The sequence below is a fragment of the Streptomyces sp. NPDC056527 genome, assembly GCF_042794475.1.
Taxonomy (GTDB): Bacteria; Actinomycetota; Actinomycetes; order Streptomycetales; family Streptomycetaceae; genus Streptomyces.
This window is the reverse complement of record NZ_JBHTTQ010000129.1, coordinates 1-18,559: the sequence shown is the minus strand read 5'-3', so window position 1 is coordinate 18,559 and position 18,559 is coordinate 1. Positions and strand designations below refer to the sequence as shown.

The window sequence follows — 18,559 nt, the reverse complement described above, 5'->3', positions numbered from 1 at the left end:
GCGCGGGATGCCGGGCCGTCGGCATGTGTGCTTCGGCTCGCCGGTCTCAGGGGTTGTCGATGGTGCCTGGGTCGACCTGCGCGCTGATGTTCTCGATGGCGCCGTCCGATGCGAGCGTCACGTCGACGATGACGGGCTGGATGGGGTGCGGCGGGAGGATCGGGTTCGGCGGGACGACGGGGCCCGGCGGGTAGACCTTGAAGAAGGTGGGATTGAAGGTCAGCGGGGTGACCGGACCAGGCGGCCAGGCGACCTCGTTGGTGTCGCTGCCGACGAAGCGGTAGCTGTCGCCGCTGACCTCGCCGACGCCGGTGGTGTTCAGCAGGGTGCTGGTCACACGGGCGATGCCGCCGCCGTCCGGCTCGGACTCGGTGACGACCCTGACCCGGACGCTGCCGGTGATGTCGATCGGCTCCGAGAAGAAGGCATTGAACGTGCCGCTCAGGGGCAGCACGACGGTCTGTCGGTCGATGATCTGTACGGGCCGGGCCGCGGCGGCGGTCGTGACTGTGGTGGTGATCAGGCCCAACGTGGCCAGAACGAGGCTGACCTTGGTGGCGGCGCGCGTGAGATGACCGCGCATGGGTGCTCCCATCAGTGAGGCGGGACCGCGTCTCCACGCACGTCCCGCAGACGGAATCCCAGCCTGTCCAGCCGGCCGGACACATGTCACGCCGGACCGGACCGGTCGAGTGACAGCGCTGGCCCAAAGGCCCTCGGGACTCGCGACCGCCCTCACCAGCGGACTTCTGCACCGATCACCGTGGCTGGACGCACAAGAACGTCGGCCTTCGGCCCACCGGGCCGGCGCTCGTCGTCGGCGGGGTGAAGACGCGGAAGGCACCCGAGCGCCACGAACTCGCCTGACCGGCGGGCCTTTCAGCCCGCCTCACACGGCGCACGCCCCCGGGCCGGCGCCGGGCAGGCTCGTACGGCTCTCAGACGGCCTGGACCGTGCTCTCGGTGTGCTCCTGGACCGCGATCCTCGCCAGCTTCGTCAGCATCATGCCGTTGCGGACAGCGACGATGTAGTCCACGGGAAGCCCGTGCATCCGGATTCCCGGGCCCCGGAGGGGATGCCAGTCGAGGGTGAAGAGCGTGTGCTCGCCCCACGGGAGCAAGGTCATCGAGATACGGGCCGCACCGAAGGGCTCCGCCTTCGCCTCCAGCTCCAGGCGCCGCCCCGGCTCGCAGATGCGGACGACGACCGTGTCGTCGAGGGTGAAGGGGCCGCCGCCGACCCGGACCTTCAGGCGGGCGCCCACGTCCGGCCAGTGCGGGTCGGCCGCCAGGACCTGCTGGGTTCCCGTGACCCACTCCCCGTAACGGTGGCCGTTGGACAGCAACTGCCAGACCTCCGACGGCGTGCTCAGGATCAGACGGCGGTTCCGGGCCATGCCGATCACGCTCCTTCCGGACGCTAGGGCCGCCACGGGCTCGCCGTCCGGCGCCCTGGGCCTCACCCCAGCCTCACGCGGACCGCTCGCCCCCGCCCTCCGACAGGTCCGAACGGCTTCCCCACCGGTGACCGCGCAGCGGCGACACGCGCCCGTCAGGCCCGAGGCGAGCCGGGCTGCGTGGTGGGGATCCGCGGGGTGAAGAACAGCGCCAGGGCCGAGGCGAGGGCAAGGATCGCCAGCGCGGCCCGCAGGCCGTCCAGACGGGCGGCGGCGTTCGCGTCGAGGGCTGCCCGAGTCACCTCCGGGCTGGTGCCCGCCTCGTCGAGAGCCGTCTCGAGCTGGGCGTCCGAGAGGAACGGAACGCCGCTCTGAAGTTCCACGGCGGCCCGGTTCTTGACCTCGGCCGGAATCGCCGCGTTCTGCTCGACGCTGGTCAGGAACGAGGACGTGAGCGCCGCGATCAGCAGCGACCCGGCCAGCGCCGTACCGATCGAGGCACCGAGATTGGTCACGGCGTTCTGGATACCGCCGACCTCCGCGCTCTTGCTGTCCGGAACGGCGGACACGGTGACCGAACCGAGCTGCGAGGCCAGCGCACCCATGCCGAGCCCGATCAGCAGAAGAGGAACGGTCACGATCTCCGCGTCGGCGTCGGCGTCGAGCGCGGCCATCAGGGCGACCGCGCCCGCGAGCAGCGCGAGCACCCCGAGCCGCACCACCCGCCGCGGCGAGACGTCCGGGAAGAAGCGCGGAATCAGGACCGCCGCCGCCAGCAGGGTCACCGAGAGCGGCAGGATCCGCGCCCCGGTCATGAGCGCGGACAGACCCAGCGCCACGGACAGATAGAGAGGTACGACGAAGAAGACACCCATCTGGACCAGGTACTGGAAGAAGAACATCGTCAGACCGCCGGAGAGCTGCCTGTTCCGCAACATGGCCGGGTCGATGAGCGGATCCCGGTCGCGGCGCACGAGCCGGGCCTCCCAGCGGAGGAACAGCCACACCAGCAGCAGGCCCGCCAGCATCAGCCACACGACCATCGACACACCGAGCCACGACGGTGCGTCGGGCTTCGGCCGGAACCAGCCCCACTCGTCCGAGCGGAGCACGCCGTAGACGAAGGTTCCCAGCCCCAGCGCGGACAGCGCGGCGCCGACGAGGTCGATCCGACGGCGCTCCTCGCCCACCGTGTCCGCGATCCGGCGGGCGAACACCAGGATGACGAGCACCACCAGGACCTCGCCGGCGAAGACCCAACGCCAGGAGAAGTACGTCGTGGCGACGCCACCGATGAGCGGCCCCAGAGCGATGGCCACCGCACCGGCGGCCGCCACGATGCCGTACGCCGCCGCGCGCCGCTCCGTGGCGAAGTTGCCGGCCACCAAGGCCACGATCGCCGGCATGATCAGCGCCGCCCCGATCCCCTCCAGGAACGACCAGCCCAACAGCAGCACCGAAAGGTTCGGTGCCAGCGCCGTGGTGAGGGACCCGCACCCGTAGACGACACAACCGATCATGAACGCGCGCTTGCGGCCGATCAGCGCCCCGACCTTGCCCCCGGGGATCATGAACATCGCCATCACCAGCGTGTACGCCGTGATGGCGCCCTGGATCCCCGTCACCGTGGTCCCGACGTCGTTCGCCACCGTCGCGATCGAGACGTTCATGACGGAGCTGTCGAGCGCCATCAGGAACTGACCGGCGGCGAGCGTCAACAGGACGAGTCGTGCCCCCGCCGCCGTACCGTCCGCGCTGCCTCCCCTGCGTGCCATGGCCGCATCGTGCCAACGCCCCCGACGACACGGTCACGACCCGCCGTGGACGTCCATCGCATGGCGGCACCACCAACGGGAAAGGCCCGCCGTCCCCGAGGGGACGACGGGCCCTTCACCACGAATGCGTCTGTCAGGCCGTGCCGACGAACAGCACGAACAGCAGCCACACCACCGGAGCGGTCGGCAGCAAGGAGTCCAGCCGGTCCATGATGCCGCCATGCCCCGGCAGCAGCGTGCCCATGTCCTTGATGCCCAGATCACGCTTGATCATCGACTCGCCGAGGTCGCCGAGCGTCGCACTCGCCGCCACCGCGAGGCCCAGCAGCAGACCCTGCCACCACGAGCCACCGTCGATCAGGAACTCCATGCACAGCGCGCCCGCCGCCATCGCGAACGCCACCGCACCGAGCAGACCCTCACGGGTCTTCCCGGGACTGATCCGCGGAGCCAGCTTGTGCTTGCCGAAGCGCCAGCCGATCGCATACGCACCGGTGTCACTGACCACCGTCAGCACCAGGAACGTGAGCACCCGCTCCGGCCCGTCGTCGGCCGTCAGCATCAACGCCACGAATGTCGCCAGGAACGGCACGTAGAACGCGGAGAACACACCCGCCGTGACGTCCTTCAGATAGCCCTCGGGCGGCTCCGTCATACGCCACACCAGCACCGCGAGCGCGGTCAGGGCCATGGCGACCCAGGCCCCCTCCACGCCCCGGACATACCCGGCCACCACCATCGCCGCACCGCCGACGGCGAGCGGGACGAGCGGAGCCTTGATGCCCTTGCGTTCCTGCAGACGGGAGGTGAGCTCCCACAGGCCGACCACGACGGCGACCGCTATCACGCCGACGAACGCGGCCTTCCAGATGAACAGAGACGCGACGATCACGGCGCCGAGCCCGACGCCGACCCCTATGGCAGCGCCCAGGTCGCGCCCCGCGCTCTTCTTCTGCGGAGCCGCGGGAGCGGGCTGCGACGGGCTGGACATGGGCTCCTGCGGGTGCTCGTTCGGCGTCTCGTCACGGAACAGGGGACCGCTCCGCTGAGCGGCCCCCCGGTCGTGGTCGTCCTGGTGATCGCCGGCGGGGACGTCGGGCACGATGGGCATGGGCCGAGTCTGCGCCGCCTGCAGCCCATCGTATGCGGGACCCGCCGGGGCAGGCCCCTGGTCGGGCCCCCAGTAGCCGGAACCGGCCGGGGCCCCCCAGGAAGAGTCGTTCATCAGACCTCGAGCAGCTCGGCTTCCTTGTGCTTGAGCAGCTCGTCCACCTGCGCCACGTACTTCGCGGTGGTGTCGTCGAGCTCCTTCTCGCCGCGACGGCCCTCGTCCTCGCCGACCTCGCCGTCCTTGACCAGCTTGTCGATGGTCTCCTTCGCCTTGCGGCGCACGGAACGGATGGAGATCTTCGAGTCCTCGGCCTTGCCCTTGGCGACCTTGATGTACTCGCGGCGGCGCTCCTCGGTCAGCTCCGGGAACACCACACGGATGATGTTGCCGTCGTTGCTCGGGTTGACGCCGAGGTCCGAGTCACGGATCGCCTGCTCGATGTTGCGCAGCGCGCTCTTGTCGAACGGGGTCACCACGGCCATGCGCGGCTCGGGCACCGAGAACGACGCCAGCTGATTGATCGGCGTGATGGCACCGTAGTAGTCGGCCACGATCTTGTTGAACATCGCCGGGTGCGCACGGCCGGTGCGGATCGCGGCGAAGTCCTCCTTGGCGACCACGACGGCCTTCTCCATCTTCTCCTCGGCCTCGAGGAGGGTCTCTTCGATCACCACTTGCTCCTGCGTGTCGTCGCGTCTTGTCCTGCACGGTGTACGACCGGCAGGGCTCTGTCCATCCCCTCGCGGGGAGGTACCCGGATTCGAGCCGAGGCTCAGGCCCGGGTGCCCTGGTCGCTCACGAGAGTGCCGATCTTCTCACCCTTCACCGCGCGCGCGATATTGCCCTCCGCGAGCAGTTCGAAGACGAGGATCGGGAGATTGTTGTCGCGGCACAGCGTGATGGCGGTGGCGTCCGCGACCTTCAGGTCGCGGGAGAGCACCTCGCCGTACTCCAGCGCGTCGAACTTGACCGCGTCGGGGTTGGACTTCGGGTCGGAGTCGTAGACCCCGTCCACGCCGTTCTTGCCCATCAGCAGGGCCTCGGCGTCGATCTCCAGGGCACGCTGGGCGGCCGTGGTGTCGGTGGAGAAGTACGGCATTCCCATACCGGCACCGAAGATGACCACACGGCCCTTCTCCAGATGGCGCACGGCACGCAGCGGGATGTACGGCTCCGCGACCTGGCCCATGGTGATGGCCGTCTGGACACGGGAGTCGATGCCTTCCTTCTCCAGGAAGTCCTGGAGGGCGAGGCAGTTCATGACCGTGCCGAGCATTCCCATGTAGTCGGAGCGCGCCCGGTCCATGCCGCGCACCTGCAGCTCTGCGCCGCGGAAGAAGTTGCCGCCGCCGATCACGACCGCGATCTCCGCTCCGTCGCGGACGACCGCGGCGATCTCGCGCGCGATTTTGTGCACGACGTCGGGGTCGACGCCGAGCGCGCCGCCGCCGGCGAATGCCTCGCCGGACAGCTTCAGCATGAAGCGGCCGGACTTTTTGCCGTGGATGTCGTCGCCCTGTGCGGCGCCCTGGTTCATGGAGATCTCCTCGTGCACATACGACGAAGGCCATTGCCGGTGGGTCCTTGCGGTTTCCCGTACGGCAATGGCCTCCTCGTCAGATCTGCGGTCGTCCTACGCGAGCGTGGACGACTGCTTCAGACCCTACCGGGGTCCGGTGTCCGTTGCGTACGGACTCAGATGCCGACCTTGATGCGCGTGAAGCGCTTCAGGGTGACACCGGCCTCGTCCAGGATCTGCTGGACGGACTTCTTGTTGTCCAGCGCGTACGGCTGGCCGAGCAGCGTGGCGTCCTTGAAGAAGCCGTTCACGCGACCCTCGACGATCTTCGGGAGCGCGGCCTCGGGCTTGCCCTCGGCGCGGGTGGTCTCCTCGGCGACGCGACGCTCGGTCTCGACGACCTCGGCCGGAACGTCCTCACGGGTGAGGTACTTCGGCGCGAAGGCGGCGATGTGCTGCGCGACACCCTTCGCGATCTCGGCGTTCTCCTTGTCGAACTCGACGAGAACACCGATCTGCGGGGGCAGGTCAGGCATGGTGCGGTGCATGTAGGCCGAGACGAAACCGTCGGCGTACTGCGCGAAGCGGTCGAGAACGATCTTCTCGCCCAGGTTGGCGTTGGCCTCGTCGACGTACGCCTGAACCGTCTTGCCGGGCTCGATCTCGGAGGCGAGCAGCGCCTCCAGGTCGGCCGGGGAGGAGGCGGCGACGTGCGCGGCGAGCGCGGCGGCGACGGCCTGGAACTTGTCACCCTTGGCGACGAAGTCCGTCTCGCACTTCAGCTCGACGAGGACACCGGAGGTGTTGTCGTCGGCGATGAGGGAGACGACGGCGCCGTTCTCGGCAGAGCGGCCCTCGCGCTTGGCGACGCCCTTCTGGCCCTTGATGCGCAGGGCCTCGACGGCCTTGTCGACGTTGCCGTCGGCCTCGTCCAGAGCCTTCTTGCAGTCCATCATGCCGGCGCCGGTGAGCTCACGGAGCTTCTTGACGTCAGCGGCGGTGTAGTTCGCCATGAGTCTGAGTTTCTCTCTCGAAGTCTGAAAGATCTACGGGTGGACGGCGGGGGCTTCGTGGGCCCCCGCCGTCTACATCCGAAACAACCGGACCTGTGAAGGTCGGGCCGTGGGTCAGGCCTGCTCGGCCTCGGCGGCCGGAGCCTCGGCGGCCGGAGCCTCGACAGCCTCGGCGGCCGTGGCAGCCTCGGCGTCGGCGACCTTCTCGGTCTCGGCGGAGGTCTGGACCTCGGCCTCGTCAGCCTTCTTCTCGCCCTCGAGGAGGTCGCGCTCCCACTCGGCGAGCGGCTCGCCCGCGGCCTTCTCGCCCGGCTTCGAGTCGCCGGTCGCAGCGCCGGAGCGGGCGATGAGGCCCTCGGCGACGGCGTCGGCGATCACGCGGGTGAGCAGGGTGACGGAGCGGATCGCGTCGTCGTTGCCCGGGATCTTGTAGTCGACCTCGTCGGGGTCACAGTTGGTGTCGAGGATCGCGACGACCGGGATGTGGAGCTTGCGCGCCTCACCGACGGCGATGTGCTCCTTCTTGGTGTCGACGATCCAGACGGCGCTCGGCACCTTCTGCATCTCGCGGATACCACCGAGGGTCTTCTCCAGCTTGGCCTTCTCGCGGGAGAGGACCAGGAGCTCCTTCTTGGTGAGACCCGAGGCGGCGACGTCCTCGAAGTCGATCTGCTCGAGCTCCTTGAGGCGCTGCAGACGCTTGTAGACGGTGGAGAAGTTGGTGAGCATGCCACCGAGCCAACGCTGGTTGACGTACGGCATGCCGACACGCGTCGCCTGCTCGGCGATGGCCTCCTGGGCCTGCTTCTTCGTACCGACGAACATGATGGAGCCGCCGTGGGCGACGGTCTCCTTGACGAACTCGTAGGCGCGGTCGATGTACGACAGCGACTGGAGCAGGTCGATGATGTAGATGCCGTTGCGCTCGGTGAAGATGAAGCGCTTCATCTTCGGGTTCCAGCGACGGGTCTGGTGACCGAAGTGGACGCCGCTCTCCAGCAGCTCCCGCATCGTGACGACGGCCATGGCCGTATCTCCTTGAGTTTCTCGGTTATGTCCTGACGCCCCGACGCGCCGTGCCACAAGGGACCGAAAAGGCGCTGCCACGACCGGTGAGGGTTGGGTGGCGGGGCGTGCGAAGTCGACCCGGTGACCCGGATCGCCATAGGAAGTGTACGGGACCCGGGGCGTGCCGGGTGACGGCGCTGTCCACAACCGGCCGGTATTCCACAGATACCGACCATGATCCCCACGAACCGGGCGCCCCCGGGAGTGTGATCCCCATGCACCTCACGACACTGCTCCTGATGGCCACCCTGATCTGGCCCGTGGGACCACCCCGCCCCGAGATCATCCGCGGCTGGGACCCACCGGCCGGCCCCTACGGCCCCGGCCACCGCGGCCTCGACCTGGCCGCCCCACCGGGCACCGCGGTGAACGCGGCGGCCTCCGGCGTCGTCACCTTCGCGGGCCGGGTGGCGGGCCGCGGAGTCCTCACGATCACCCTGCCGAACACCGGAAGCCCACCCCTGCGCACCACCTACGAACCGGTGACCCCCATGGTCACCACCGGCACCACGGTCACCCGCGGTCAACAGGTCGCCACCCTCACCACACCGCCCGAGGAAACCCCCCACTGTCCGGAGTCCTGCCTCCACTGGGGCCTCCTCCGCGGCGACACCTATCTGAACCCACTGCCCCTCCTCCGCCAGGGCCCCTCAAGGCTGCTGCCGGTGACGGGGGTGCCGTGATCCAGGACCACTAGGGCGGGGGCGGGGGCGGGGGGAGGGAGGGGGGAGGGGCCCCGAGGAGGATCGAGGATCAGCCGCTGACGCCTCGGAGGGCCATGGAGACGGCCGCGTCGGCGATCCGGTCCGGTTCCTCCGCCGCTCCCAGCTCGATACGGCGTACGGCAGCGTCCACGACGCCTTGGAGGAGCATCGCGCCGAGGCGGGGCTGGGCCTGGCCGAGGTCCGCGAGGGCTTCGACGATCATGGCGACGAGACCGCCGTGGGCGGCGCGGATCTTCTCGCGGGCGCCGTCGTCGAGCTCGCTCGCGGAGATGGCGACGACCGCGCGGTGACGCCGGTCCCCCACCAGCTCAAGTTGCTTGCGTACGTACGCCTCGACCTTGCCCTCGGCCGTGTCGGCCTGGGCCATCGCCGCCTCGACCTCGGCCGCCCAGACGGGGAAGTCGACGGCGCACAGCTCCTCGACGACGGCCGCGCGGGAACGGAAGTACTCGTACACCGAGGAGCGGGCGAGGCCCGTGCGCTCGGCGAGGGCGGGGAAGGTCAGCGCTTCCGTACCACCCTCGGACAGCAGGGATCGCGCGGCGTCCAGCAGGGCGCCGCGCTGCATCGTCCGGTGCTCGGCCACACTGGCCGCTCGAATCCTGGGCACGGCTCCACTGTACGACCGGCCTCGCGGCGTCAGCGTCCTACATCGGCCAGCTTGGCGCGCAGCTGCAGGACCGACTTGGTGTGGATCTGGCTGACCCTGCTCTCGGTGACGCCGAGGACATGGCCGATCTCGGCGAGGGTGAGGCCCTCGTAGTAGTAGAGCGTGACGACGGTCTTCTCGCGCTCGGGGAGCGTGTTGATCGCCCGGGCGAGCAGCCTTCTGAGCTCGCGGTCCTCGGCGACCTCGACGGGGTTGTCGGCGGCGGTGTCCTCGAGGGTGTCCATGAGTGACAGCCGGTCGCCGCCCTCGCCTCCGACGTGCAGCAGCTCTTCGAGTGCCACGACGTTCGCCAGGGACAACTGGCTGAAAACGGCGTGCAGTTCCTCCAGGGCGATGCCCATCTCGGCGGCGACCTCGCTCTCGGAGGGGGTCCGCCGCAGTTGGGCTTCGAGGGTGGCGTAGGCGCGTTCGACGTTGCGCGCCTTCTGGCGCACGGAGCGGGGAATCCAGTCCAGGGCGCGGAGTTCGTCGATCATGGCGCCGCGGATGCGGGTGATGGCGTAGGTCTCGAACTTGATCGACCGTTCGACGTCGAACTTCTCGATGGCGTCGATCAGTCCGAAGACTCCGGAGGAGACGAAGTCGGCCTGTTCCACATTGGACGGCAGTCCGACGCTGACGCGGCCGGCGACGTATTTCACGAGCGGGGAGTAGTGAAGGATCAGCTGTTCCCGCAGCCGCTCGTCGCCCGTGTCCTTGTACGAGCGCCACAGTTCGTCGAGCGATTTCGGTGCGGGCGGTCGCACGGTGCCTCCCCGGGCTGCTGGGGGCACCGCGGCGCGGTCAGGCCCGGAGGTGTGCTGGGGCATGCGTTGCCTTGAGCCGTTCTGCTGTGGAGTGGGTCGGTGGGTGTGTCCGGTAGGGAATCCTGGTGAGCGTAGCGTGACTGGACTGTCGCGGTGAGCGAACCTCTGCGGATCGCGCCGGTCCGGGTGGGCTCCCTCGTCCACATCTTCGAACCCGGGCCGTGGCGCGTGTCGGCCCCTCGGGTGCTGCCGAGAGAACTCGATTGTTCATCGGCATTACCTTTTCACCCGAATGCTCCAGGTCAAGTACCGCCTCGCCGTGCGTTTGCCCCTTCTGGGGGGCTGTTCGTCAACCGCCAGTCGTCGCCTTGTCGTTCGACGAACCCGAGTGCGTGCAGTTCGTACAGCCTGGCGAGGGTGTCGTCGGGGGTGGTGCCGGCTCGGTCGGCGATCACCGGTGCGGGTGTGGGGCGTCCGGCGGGGATGGCTTCGAGGATGTGGGCGGTGTGCGGGGCGAGGAGGTCTCTGGGGAGTACGGGTCCGCGGCGGGCGGGGGCGAGTTGACCCATGTCGCCGACGAGTTCGATCACTTCGGCGGCGTCGGTGACGAGGGTGGCCTCGCCGCGCAGGAGTTCGTGGACTCCGGCGGAGAGGCCGCTGGTGACGGCGCCGGGGACGCCCATGGTGTGGCGGCCGAGGCGGTGGGCGCTGCGGGCGGTGACGAGGGAGCCGCTGCGGTACTGGGCCTCGACGACGACTGTGCCGCGGGTGAGTGCGGCGATGACGCGGTTGCGGAGGATGAATCTGCTGGGTGTGGGGTGGCTTCCGGGTGGCAACTCCCCTACGAGGAGTCCTTGTTCGGCGATGCGTCCGATGAGTCCCGCGTGGCCTCGGGGGTAGGGGATGTCGACGCCGCAGGCGAGGACGGCGACGGTGGCGCCTTGGGCGGCGAGGGCGCCTCGGTGGGCGGCGCCGTCGATGCCGAAGGCCGCGCCGGAGACGACGACCCAGCCGCGTTCGGCGAGTCCGGAGGCGAGGGTGGTGGCCATGTGTGCGCCGTAGGGGGTGCAGGCGCGGGCGCCGACGACGGCGACGGAGCGTAGGGCCCAGGTGCGCAGGTCGGCCGGGCCGCGGATCCAGAGTCCGATTGGGCGGGTGTCGCCGAGGTCGTCGAGTTGTCGGGGCCATTCGGTGTCGCCGGGGATGACGAGTCGGGCGCCGTGGCGGGCGGCGGCGTCGAGGTCGTGTCGTGGTTCGGCGGTGGCGGCTCGGCGTCGCCATCCGTCGATTCGTTTCTGGCCGGTGCCGGGGAAGGGGCCGGTCTCGGGGGTGCGGGTGGAGTCCTGTGTGGCTGAGGGGCTCGGGTGGGGCGGGAGGGTGGCGTCGGGGCCGTCCGCCTGGGTGAAGGCCGAGTGATCGGCTGGGGCGTCGCGGAGGCGTCGGAGGAAGCCCGTGGCGCCGTATCGGCGGAGCCAGCGGCCGGCGTGTTCGTCGCCGGGTTCGACGATGCGGGTGAGGGCGGCGCGGGCGAGGCGTTCTTCGTCAGGGGTGGCGTGGGGTGTTTCTTCTGTGTCGTGTTCTTCGCCGTGGGTGGTGGGGCGTGGTGTCGGCGTGGTGCGTGTTTCGTCGCGGGTCATGAGGAGACCCCTGCTGCGACGGGTACGCCTCGGGTGATGCCGGTGCGCAGTTGGAGGGCGAGTTCGACGTCGTGGGTGTCGGGCCGGTCGTGTCCGGCGAGGTCGGCGACGGTCCAGGCGACGCGGAGGACGCGGTCGAGTCCGCGTGCGGTGAGGAGTCCGCGTTCGATGTCGCGTTCGGCGGTGGCGAGGGCGCCGGGGTGGACGAGGTAGCGGGTACGCAGTTCGTGTCCGGGGACTTCGCTGTTGACGTTCCAGGGGGTGTCGGCGAGGCGGGCCGCTGCGCGGGCGCGGGCTTCGCGGACGCGGTCGGCGACGGCGGCGGTGGTTTCGCCGCGGCCGCCTTGTCCGAGGAGGTCGGATCGGGTGACGGGCTCGGCTTCGACGCGGAGGTCGATGCGGTCGAGGAGGGGGCCGGAGAGGCGTGCCTGGTAGCGGCGGATGAGGGAGGCGGGGCATTCGCAGCCGGCGCCGTGGAGGGTGTGCCGTCCGCAGGGGCAGGGGTTGGCCGCGAGGGCGAGGAGGAAGCGGGCGGGGAGTCGGACGACTCCGGCGGCGCGGGCGACGACGACGTGGCCGGATTCGAGGGGCTGTCGCAGGGCGTCGAGCGCTTTGCCGGAGAACTCTGGGGCTTCGTCGAGGAAGAGGACACCGCGGTGGGCGAGGGATACCGCGCCGGGGCGTGGGAGGCCGTTGCCGCCGCCGACGAGGGATTGCATGGTCGCGGAGTGGTGGGGTGCGCAGTAGGGGGCGCGGCGGACGAGGGGTTCGCCGGGCGGGAGGATTCCGGCGACGGAGTGGACGGCGGTGACTTCGAGGGACTCCTGTCGGGTGAGTGGGGGCAGGATGCCGGGGAGTCGTTCGGCGAGCATGGTTTTGCCGGCGCCGGGTGGTCCGGAGAGCAGGAGGTGGTGGCTGCCTGCTGCGGCGACTTCGAGGGCTCGGCGGGCGCTGTGCTGTCCGGCGACGTCGGCGAGGTCGGGTCCGTCGGCGGGGTCGGCGGCGAGGCCGGTGCCGATGCCGGCGCCGGGGACGAGGAGTCCGGCGAGCATGGCGTCGGGTCGGCCTTCCTCGGGGGCGTCTTCTTGGGGGACGGGTTCGTCGGCGAGGACGGCGATGAGTTGGCGGAGGCTGCGGACGCCGAGGACGGAGACTCCGGGGACGAGGGCGGCTTCGCTCGCTGTCTGTTCGGGGACGACGACCTGTTGGTAGCCGGCTTCGGCGGCGGCGAGGACGGCGGGCAGGACGCCGCGGACGGGCCGGACGCGGCCGTCGAGGCCGAGTTCGCCGATGAGGACGAGGTCGGCGATCACTCGGGGGTCGATGCGCTCGGCGGCGCCGAGGACGGCCGCGGCGACGGCGAGGTCGAATCCGGATCCGCCTTTGGGGACGGAGGCGGGGCTGAGTCCGACGGTGAGTTTCTTCTGGGGCCATTCGGCGTCGGAGTTGACGATGGCGGCGCGGACGCGGTCGCGGCTCTCGCTGAGGCTCTTGTCCGGGAGTCCGACGAGGGTGAAGGCGGCGACTCCGGCTTCGAGGTCGGCCTGGACTTCGACGACGACGCCTTCGACGCCGACGAGGGCGACGGAGCAGGTGCGGGCGAATCCCATCTCAGGCCACCCCTCGGGCGTGGGTGAGGACGGGGGCGCCGCGGCGTGGCAGGACGATGCCGATCAGGTCGATGCGGACGCCGCCGTCCGGCGGTGGTCCTCCGTGGCGGTCGAGCCAGCAGGCGGCGAGTCGCTTGAGCCGGTCGGCCTTGGTGGGGGTGACGGCGGCCATGGGGTGCTCGTAGGCGCCTTGGCGGCGTGTCTTCACTTCGCAGATGACGAGGGTGTCGCCGTCGCGGGCGACGATGTCGATCTCGCCGGTGCGGCCGCAGCGCCAGTTCCGTGCGAGGACGGTCATTCCGGTCTCGGTGAGCCGCCGGACGGCCAGCTCTTCCCCGTACCGCCCGAGCGCGTTCGTCGGATTGGTCGGGCTCGTCGCGCCCGCGCGGCTCGTTGCCTTGGCCCGGCCGGTCGGGCTCGTGGTGCCCCCGCCGCTCGGTGCCTTCGCCGAGCTGATCGGGCTCGTTGCCTTGGCTCGGCCGGTCGGGCTCGTGGCGTTCGTCGGCTTGGTCGGGCTTGTCGGGTCGGCTGCGTTCGTCGCGTGGGTCGTGTTCATTCGGTACCACCTCCGGTACCGACTGTGACGCTCCGCGATGTCGCGTGTGGATCCTGGTGGACGGTTGTCCGTCTGTGGACAACCGCCTCACCCCTGCGGGTGGTTTCGGCCCGCGCCTCAGCTGCCGGGGAGTTCCAGGTCGCTCTTGTTGAGCTCCTCGATGTTCACGTCCTTGAAGGTGAGCACCCGGACCTGCTTGACGAACCTGGCCGGCCGGTACATGTCCCAGACCCAGGCGTCGGCCATGGAAACCTCGAAGAACACCTCGCCCTGGACCGAGTGCACCTGCATCTCGTAGTCGTTGGTGAGGTAGAAGCGCCGCTCGGTCTCGATCACGTATTTGAACAGCCCGACGACATCGCGGTACTCCCGGTAGAGCTTCAGCTCCATCTCGGTCTCGTACTTCTCGAGGTCCTCGGCGCTCATGGCATGTTCCCCTTCAGCCGTGCGTCCACCTATTGTGCGCCAGCCACTCGCACCCTTAGACGATTTCCGGGGCGAGCACCACCGGCGCGCTCGGCGGTCCCTCGTCGAGCAGCCTGTGCAGCAGTTCGGCGAGTCTGGTCGGGTACACCGTCTCACGCGCCGCCGACAGTTCGGCGGAGGTCCACCACCTCAGCCCCGCGGTACTGCGCGCCTCCAGCTCGGTGAGCCCGCCGGGGGCGGTCGCGGTCTGGGTGGTTCGTGCCAGGTAGTACCACTCGTCCTGGTCCCAGCGCCGCCCGTCGAAGGGGAAGGAGCAGATCCGCTGCCAGATGACCGGTCCGAGATCGACGTCGGTGATCCCGGTCTCCTCCGCCAGCTCGCGCAGCGCCGCCTCCTCGCGGGTCTCGTCGCCCTCCAGGCCTCCGCCGGGGGTGAACCACCACGTCTGTCCCGGGTCGTCGGGCTCGTACCCGTGCATGAGCAGGATGCGGTCGTCGGGGTCGAGCAGGACGACCCGCGCGACCCGCCTCAGCTGCCGCCCGGGCGTGGCCGCCCCGGCCGAGCCCATCGCCCCTGCCGATCCCTCGGTACCCGTCACGTGCTCACCGTCTCCTTGCCGGACCGTCCGCCGGTCCCGTCTCCCCGCCCGCCGGAGCCACCACCGGACGCACCGCCGGATCCGCCGCCCGGGGCACCGCCCGAACGCCCGCCCGAGCCGTCCCCGGACCGCCCGCCGAGCCGGGCCGCCAGCGGCCCGTACGCGGCCCCGGCAAGGATCAGTACACACCCGGCGACGATCGCGTAGAAGAGCGGCATCACGGGCCCGGGCTGTGAGATCCCGCCGGGCAGTGCCGCGAAGCCCTCGGGTCGCGCCAGGACGCCGTCCATGGGCCAGACGACGGCATCGACCCGGCCGGTGACCGCGGAGCGCGGCACGGAGCCCTGGCCGGCCTCTTCGAGGTGGACCCGGGAGTCGAGGGAGTTGTGCCGCTCGTCGCCGAGGAGGAAGAGGCTCCCGTCCGGCACGGTCGCGGAGAACCGTTGCCCGGAGGCGGGGGCGCCGGGGAGCAGATACGTCTCCTCGACGGCCTTGCCGTTCACGGTGAGCCGGCCGTCCTTGTCGCAGCAGGCGACCGTGTCGCCGCCGACGCCGACGACCCGCTTGACCATGGGCACGCCGCCCCAGAGCTTGTCCTCGAAGATGACGATGTCGCCTCGGCGCACGTCGTCGCCGTCGATGCGCTGCGCGAGGACCTTGGACCCGACGGCGAGGGTCGGGGTCATGGAGTCGCTGGGCACGCTGTAGGGCTGGTAGAGGACGGCTCCCCAGACGAAGCCGCCGAGGAAGAGCACACAGCCGACGGCCACGGCCAGCCCCGACAGCACGCTGCCGAGGCGGCCGCGGCCGCCGTCCGTTCGTATCGTTCCGCTCATCCCAGCGCTCCCCACCCTCAAGGTCGGTTCGTCGATCTGGGACGGCACCCTACCCGCGCGTTCCTACTCGGCGGTATGCCGAGACGCGAGCCTCTTCCTGTTCCACAGCACGAGCGGCACCGCGCCGGCGAGTCCGGCCGCGCCCGGGGCCACGGCCAGCGCCTGGCTCAGCCCGGGCTGGTCGAAGGTGCTCGGCACGGGCAGTGTCGCCCAGCGGGTGACCGGCCAGGCCACGACGACCGCGCGTCCGACGACCTCGTCGTTCGGGACGGCGCCGCCGCCCGGGAGGTTCTGGTGGTAGCGGGAGTCCAGGGAGTTCTGGCGGTTGTCGCCCATCACCCAGATGCTGCCCTCGGGGATGGTGATCGGCCCGAAGGGCTTGTCACCGCACGGCGAGGAGCCGGGGTAGATGTACGAGGTCTCGTCCAGCGGCTTCCCGTTGAGGATGACCTTGCCGCCCTCCTTGCAGGAGACCGTGTCACCGCCGACCGCGATGACGCGCTTGATCAGGTCCTTCTCCTCGGCGGAGGGCATCAGCCCGATGAAGCTGAGGAACTTCTGCAGCGCGTTCGGGTCGGGGGTGGGCTCGCCCTCCAGCCAGCCGCCCGGGTCGTGGAAGACGACGACCTCTCCGCGCTCCGGCTCGGAGCCGAACCACGGGGTCAGCTTGTCCACGAGGACCCGGTCACCGCGCTGGAGGGTGTTCATCATCGAGTCCGAGGGAATCGAGAACGCCTGCACCAGGAAGGTCTTGATCAGCAGCGCGAGGAGCAGCGCGATACCGATCAGCAGGGGCAGTTCCTTCCAGAAGGAACGCGGCTTCTTCCCGCCCTGGCCGGGTCCGTCCTGCTGGTTCTGTCCGGTCTCGCCCTCGCCGTCCGCGGGGTCGGCGTCGTGCGGGCCGGAGGAGTCATCCCTCATGGCCACCGCCGATTCGGCGAGCCGCTCGGGCCTCTCCTCCGGCTCGTCGTGTCCGGATCGTGCGCCGACGGCCACATCCCCCACATCCACTCCTCAGTCCGTGCACATGCCTGTCCCGGAACAGGGACAGGCCCACCACTCCCATAACGAGCGGGAGTTCCGCAGGGGTCGGGAGCCAGGGCAATCCGTTCAGATTCCGAGAGGACACACTATGCGACACACCGTGTGCGGACACAGAACCCGAACGACCGTCCGGTACGGCCGCGAACGTGTCCGGCTCCTCCAGCCGCCGCCAGTGGCTCACCGGCCAGGCGATGACGACGGCCCGGCCCACCACGTCCTCCTCGGAGATCGTTCCCCGATCCTTCTCGTCGAGGTGGAAGCGGGAGTCGGCGGAGTCCGACCGGTGGTCGCCCAGCACGAAGATCCGTCCCGCGGGCACCGTCACCTTGAACTTGATCTTCGAGGGCTCGTTCCCGGGGTGGAGATACGGTTCGTCCAGCGGTACGCCGTTGACCTTGATCCGGCCGTCGGCGCCGCAGCACTCGATCGTGTCGCCGCCGACCGCGACGACCCGTTTGATCAGGTCCTGCTCGTCGGCCGAGGGCAGCAGTCCGATGAAGGTCAGGACCTGCTTGACCTGCTTGACGCCGATCGGGTCCTCGGTGACGGGCGCGGTGTCGTCCTGGAGCCAGTTGCCGGGGTCCTTGAAGACGACGACGTCGCCGCGCTGCGGCTTGGAGCCGAACCAGGGCGTGAGCTTGTCGACCAGGACCCGGTCGTCGATCCGGATCGTCTGCTCCATGGAGCCGGACGGGATGACGAAGGCCTGGACGAGGAAGGTCTTCAGGACGAGCGCGATCAGCAGGGCGACGGTGATCAGGAGCGGGATCTCCTTGACCGCGGAGCGCTGTCGCCTGCGCTTGACCTTGCGGGCGAGCCTGCGCCGTTCCGCCCGGCCGGGCAGCGGGCGGCCGTCTGCCTGCGTCGGCCGTGTGCCGGTGGGCAGGGGGGTGTCGCCCCGGTGTCCGGCCGGCCTGCCCCGGTTACCCATGGCCGCCCGCCGAGGGTGCGGGTACGGAGGTGAACGCTTCGGTCTCCTGCACCTCGGACCAGCGGCCGAAGGGCCAGCCGATCCAGTCCGCGCGCCCGATCACGCGCTCCACGGGCACCATGCCTCCGCCCGGCCGGCCGAGGTGGTCGCGGGAGTCGCTGGACTGGCTTCGGTGGTCGCCCATGACCCACAGGGTGCCCTGCGGGACGACGATGTCGAAGGGAACCTTCGAGGGCGCGTCGCCCAGCATGACGTACCACTCCTCGACGGGGACGCCGTTCACGGTCAGCCGGCCGTCGGCGTCGCAGCAGACGACCCGGTCGCCGCCGACACCCACCACCCGCTTCACGAAGTCGGTCTCGGCGGGCTCGGCGAGGCCGAGGGCGGCGGCCGCGCCGTGCAGCAGACCCGTGACCGGGTTCTGCTCGGGGGCCTCCTGGAGGAAGGAGCCGGTGCCGTCGAAGACGATGACGTCACCCCGGCGCGGCTGGTCGCCGAAACGGTACGCCAGCTTGTTCACGAGGATCCGGTCCCCGACCTGGAGGGTGGGCTCCATCGAACGGCTGGGGATCAGGAACGGCTGCATCACGAAGTGGCTCAGGAGCAGCAGGAAGACCACGCAGAGGGCGCCGATGGCGCTCGTGCGGCGCCAGGACCATCCGAAGACGTCCCCGTCCCGCTCCGTGGCCGCGGAGTCCGGCCCGTCGGGCCCGGATGCCGGCCGCCCGTCGGGCCCGGATGCCGGCCGTCCCTCGGGCCCTGAGTCCGGCGAGGCCGCCCGTTCGTCCGTTCCGGGCTCCCGGGCGTCGTGCCCGGGCTCCCGCGCCTCGAGCCCGGCGTCCGGCCCGTCCGGCCCATCGGGTCCGGAAGAACGCGCGGAGCGCGACCGCTCCTCCC

Annotated in this window: 20 protein-coding genes; 1 reads left to right on the top strand and 19 read right to left on the bottom strand. The window is 70.3% G+C overall.

The window, feature by feature from the left end:
- Positions 1–46 precede the first annotated feature (46 nt).
- The 8 genes from ACFQ7Q_RS34215 to rpsB all read right to left on the bottom strand — a co-directional run bounded on the left by ACFQ7Q_RS34215 (position 47) and on the right by rpsB (position 7,841).
- Positions 47–583, bottom strand: a complete 537-nt coding sequence (locus ACFQ7Q_RS34215) for a hypothetical protein (RefSeq protein WP_383562078.1) — start codon at positions 581–583, stop codon at positions 47–49.
- 355 nt (positions 584–938) lie between these two features.
- Entirely contained in the window at positions 939–1,397 is a 459-nt protein-coding gene (locus ACFQ7Q_RS34210) for an SRPBCC family protein (protein WP_383562076.1), read from the bottom strand.
- Positions 1,398–1,552: 155 nt separating this feature from the next.
- Complete coding sequence (locus ACFQ7Q_RS34205; RefSeq protein WP_383562074.1) at positions 1,553–3,172, bottom strand: MFS transporter; 1,620 nt, start codon at positions 3,170–3,172, stop codon at positions 1,553–1,555.
- A gap of 133 nt (positions 3,173–3,305) precedes the next feature.
- Positions 3,306–4,397 carry a phosphatidate cytidylyltransferase gene (locus ACFQ7Q_RS34200; protein ID WP_383562072.1) on the bottom strand — a complete coding sequence of 364 codons (1,092 nt, stop codon included), beginning with the start codon at positions 4,395–4,397 and terminating at the stop codon, positions 3,306–3,308.
- Positions 4,397–4,954 (bottom strand): ribosome recycling factor, encoded by a 558-nt coding sequence (gene frr / locus ACFQ7Q_RS34195; protein ID WP_158990977.1) that lies wholly within the window; start codon positions 4,952–4,954, stop codon positions 4,397–4,399. Before frr ends, ACFQ7Q_RS34200 begins: the two co-directional genes overlap by 1 nt.
- 101 nt (positions 4,955–5,055) lie before the next feature.
- Complete coding sequence (gene pyrH / locus ACFQ7Q_RS34190) at positions 5,056–5,820, bottom strand: UMP kinase (RefSeq protein ID WP_383562070.1); 765 nt, start codon at positions 5,818–5,820, stop codon at positions 5,056–5,058.
- A gap of 158 nt (positions 5,821–5,978) precedes the next feature.
- Positions 5,979–6,815 (bottom strand): translation elongation factor Ts, encoded by an 837-nt coding sequence (gene tsf / locus ACFQ7Q_RS34185; RefSeq protein WP_383562068.1) that lies wholly within the window; start codon positions 6,813–6,815, stop codon positions 5,979–5,981.
- A gap of 114 nt (positions 6,816–6,929) precedes the next feature.
- Complete coding sequence (gene rpsB / locus ACFQ7Q_RS34180) at positions 6,930–7,841, bottom strand: 30S ribosomal protein S2 (protein WP_383562066.1); 912 nt, start codon at positions 7,839–7,841, stop codon at positions 6,930–6,932.
- 257 nt (positions 7,842–8,098) lie between these two features.
- Here rpsB and ACFQ7Q_RS34175 point away from each other — a divergent pair, with 257 nt between their 5' ends.
- Positions 8,099–8,566, top strand: a complete 468-nt coding sequence (locus tag ACFQ7Q_RS34175; RefSeq protein ID WP_383562064.1) for a M23 family metallopeptidase — start codon at positions 8,099–8,101, stop codon at positions 8,564–8,566.
- Between the two features lie 70 nt (positions 8,567–8,636).
- On the opposite strand, the gene ACFQ7Q_RS34170 is transcribed toward ACFQ7Q_RS34175, so the two are convergent.
- The 11 genes from ACFQ7Q_RS34170 to lepB (ACFQ7Q_RS34120) form a co-directional block, all read right to left on the bottom strand.
- The gene (locus ACFQ7Q_RS34170) at positions 8,637–9,194 is read right to left on the bottom strand and encodes a TetR/AcrR family transcriptional regulator (RefSeq protein WP_383562086.1); all 558 of its coding nucleotides are present in this window, start codon (positions 9,192–9,194) and stop codon (positions 8,637–8,639) included.
- Positions 9,195–9,247: 53 nt separating this feature from the next.
- Positions 9,248–10,087, bottom strand: coding sequence for an RNA polymerase sigma factor WhiG (gene whiG / locus ACFQ7Q_RS34165; RefSeq protein WP_383562063.1), 840 nt, complete (start codon positions 10,085–10,087; stop codon positions 9,248–9,250).
- Between the two features lie 239 nt (positions 10,088–10,326).
- Positions 10,327–11,661, bottom strand: coding sequence for a DNA-processing protein DprA (dprA, locus tag ACFQ7Q_RS34160; protein ID WP_383562061.1), 1,335 nt, complete (start codon positions 11,659–11,661; stop codon positions 10,327–10,329).
- Positions 11,658–13,271: a YifB family Mg chelatase-like AAA ATPase gene (locus tag ACFQ7Q_RS34155; RefSeq protein ID WP_383562059.1), complete on the bottom strand. Its 1,614-nt coding sequence runs from the start codon at positions 13,269–13,271 to the stop codon at positions 11,658–11,660. The genes dprA and ACFQ7Q_RS34155 overlap by 4 nt, the downstream gene beginning before the upstream one ends.
- A gap of 1 nt (position 13,272) precedes the next feature.
- Complete coding sequence (locus ACFQ7Q_RS34150; protein WP_383562084.1) at positions 13,273–13,599, bottom strand: YraN family protein; 327 nt, start codon at positions 13,597–13,599, stop codon at positions 13,273–13,275.
- 345 nt (positions 13,600–13,944) lie between these two features.
- Complete coding sequence (locus ACFQ7Q_RS34145) at positions 13,945–14,253, bottom strand: DUF2469 domain-containing protein (RefSeq protein WP_005311352.1); 309 nt, start codon at positions 14,251–14,253, stop codon at positions 13,945–13,947.
- Positions 14,254–14,308: 55 nt separating this feature from the next.
- Positions 14,309–14,821, bottom strand: a complete 513-nt coding sequence (locus tag ACFQ7Q_RS34140) for an NUDIX hydrolase (RefSeq protein WP_383562082.1) — start codon at positions 14,819–14,821, stop codon at positions 14,309–14,311.
- Positions 14,822–14,847: 26 nt separating this feature from the next.
- Positions 14,848–15,687 carry a signal peptidase I gene (lepB, locus tag ACFQ7Q_RS34135; RefSeq protein ID WP_383562057.1) on the bottom strand — a complete coding sequence of 280 codons (840 nt, stop codon included), beginning with the start codon at positions 15,685–15,687 and terminating at the stop codon, positions 14,848–14,850.
- Positions 15,688–15,750: 63 nt separating this feature from the next.
- Entirely contained in the window at positions 15,751–16,683 is a 933-nt protein-coding gene (gene lepB / locus ACFQ7Q_RS34130) for a signal peptidase I (RefSeq protein ID WP_383562080.1), read from the bottom strand.
- On the bottom strand, positions 16,598–17,662 hold the full coding sequence (gene lepB / locus ACFQ7Q_RS34125) for a signal peptidase I (RefSeq protein WP_383562055.1): 1,065 nt from the start codon (positions 17,660–17,662) through the stop codon (positions 16,598–16,600). The genes lepB (ACFQ7Q_RS34130) and lepB (ACFQ7Q_RS34125) overlap by 86 nt, the downstream gene beginning before the upstream one ends.
- Positions 17,655–18,559, bottom strand: a 905-nt coding sequence (gene lepB / locus ACFQ7Q_RS34120) for a signal peptidase I (protein WP_383562053.1), incomplete at its 5' end; no start/stop codon positions are given. The genes lepB (ACFQ7Q_RS34120) and lepB (ACFQ7Q_RS34125), both read right to left, overlap by 8 nt.

Bases quoted from the DNA above. Each gene is read 5' to 3' on its own strand.
- ACFQ7Q_RS34215 (WP_383562078.1), bottom strand. From the start codon at position 583: ATGCGCGGTCATCTCACGCGCGCCGCCACCAAGGTCAGCCTCGTTCTG.
- ACFQ7Q_RS34210 (WP_383562076.1), bottom strand. From the start codon at position 1,397: ATGGCCCGGAACCGCCGTCTGATCCTGAGCACGCCGTCGGAGGTCTGG.
- ACFQ7Q_RS34205 (WP_383562074.1), bottom strand. From the start codon at position 3,172: ATGGCACGCAGGGGAGGCAGCGCGGACGGTACGGCGGCGGGGGCACGA.
- ACFQ7Q_RS34200 (WP_383562072.1), bottom strand. From the start codon at position 4,397: ATGAACGACTCTTCCTGGGGGGCCCCGGCCGGTTCCGGCTACTGGGGG.
- pyrH (WP_383562070.1), bottom strand. From the start codon at position 5,820: ATGAACCAGGGCGCCGCACAGGGCGACGACATCCACGGCAAAAAGTCC.
- tsf (WP_383562068.1), bottom strand. From the start codon at position 6,815: ATGGCGAACTACACCGCCGCTGACGTCAAGAAGCTCCGTGAGCTCACC.
- rpsB (WP_383562066.1), bottom strand. From the start codon at position 7,841: ATGGCCGTCGTCACGATGCGGGAGCTGCTGGAGAGCGGCGTCCACTTC.
- ACFQ7Q_RS34175 (WP_383562064.1), top strand. From the start codon at position 8,099: ATGCACCTCACGACACTGCTCCTGATGGCCACCCTGATCTGGCCCGTG.
- whiG (WP_383562063.1), bottom strand. From the start codon at position 10,087: ATGCCCCAGCACACCTCCGGGCCTGACCGCGCCGCGGTGCCCCCAGCA.
- dprA (WP_383562061.1), bottom strand. From the start codon at position 11,661: ATGACCCGCGACGAAACACGCACCACGCCGACACCACGCCCCACCACC.
- ACFQ7Q_RS34155 (WP_383562059.1), bottom strand. From the start codon at position 13,271: ATGGGATTCGCCCGCACCTGCTCCGTCGCCCTCGTCGGCGTCGAAGGC.
- ACFQ7Q_RS34145 (WP_005311352.1), bottom strand. From the start codon at position 14,253: ATGAGCGCCGAGGACCTCGAGAAGTACGAGACCGAGATGGAGCTGAAG.
- ACFQ7Q_RS34140 (WP_383562082.1), bottom strand. From the start codon at position 14,821: ATGGGCTCGGCCGGGGCGGCCACGCCCGGGCGGCAGCTGAGGCGGGTC.
- lepB (WP_383562057.1), bottom strand. From the start codon at position 15,687: ATGAGCGGAACGATACGAACGGACGGCGGCCGCGGCCGCCTCGGCAGC.
- lepB (WP_383562055.1), bottom strand. From the start codon at position 17,662: ATGGGTAACCGGGGCAGGCCGGCCGGACACCGGGGCGACACCCCCCTG.